This is a genomic window from Arthrobacter sp. MDT2-3 (assembly GCF_059090465.1).
The window spans coordinates 1-873 of record NZ_JBNHFS010000016.1; the positions used below are offsets into that span (position 1 = coordinate 1).

1 protein-coding gene is annotated in these 873 nt (G+C 62.1%); it reads right to left on the reverse strand.

Going from position 1 to position 873, the window contains the following annotated elements; genetic code table 11:
- A partial coding sequence (locus tag AC5RUQ_RS20920) for a glycogen debranching N-terminal domain-containing protein (protein WP_493949185.1) occupies positions 1-678 on the reverse strand: 678 nt, incomplete at its 3' end.
- Between the last annotated feature and the right edge of the window lie 195 nt (positions 679-873).

The following is an 873-nucleotide window of genomic DNA, read 5'->3' on the forward strand; positions in this document are numbered from 1 at the left end:
TCCGTCCTCCTCAGTGTGGGCGAACGCGGCGACAGCGGCGCCCTCGGTGCGGGCTCTCTCAGAGTCGGGCATGACAGTGAGGACCGTGCTCCACTGCCCGTGCGGTGGAACGGAAACCTGGTACGTCAGGGCTTCGGGCGAGACGACGGCTCCGGGGGCCTGAACCAGGACGCCCTTCCGAACCTGTTGCCAGGTTGCGCGGATGGTCAGCGTGTCACCGGATGTCTGGCGTGCTTGCTCCCAGCGCCGCTGGATGCGTGCTTCTTTCACCTCGAAGAGGTCCGCGAAATCCGTCTGAACGCTCATTGCGATTACGCAGTGGGCGGGCTTCATGGAGTGGTTGCGGACGGTAATCTGCTCCTGAATTCCGTCGCCCACTTCGCGCAGCCGGTGCACGATGAGGGGGGTGTCCGCATACCCGTCCGATCGGGGAATGCGTCCGACAAACAGTGCCCGGTAAGGCTCCCTCGTCTCAGCAGCTAGTGACTCCAGCGGCTGGCCATTAATGGTTAGACTCCAGCCGGAAAGGATGCGGGTGTCCTGAACGAAGACACCATGTGGAAGTTCGGCGTGCATGTCTCCATTGGGCGCTGAGATACAGAATGACGATCCCTCTACGAGTGTGATCGTCCCGGCACCCAGTGGGCCGGCAGCAGTGTCAACATTCCACCCAGCCATGCCGGCCTCCTTTGGGAACCAACGTCGGCGTGGCTTAGCCCTAACGGGCGCGCTGTGGCCGGCCACTGCCGATTAAACAGACGGTACTCCTGGATGTTCTACGAGGCCAGATCTCTAGATGACTCATAAGACCTCCGCAGGGCAGGTCACGTACCTAGTCAACGTCGCGCCTGTTCGGGGTTGTCGGATGTCCGT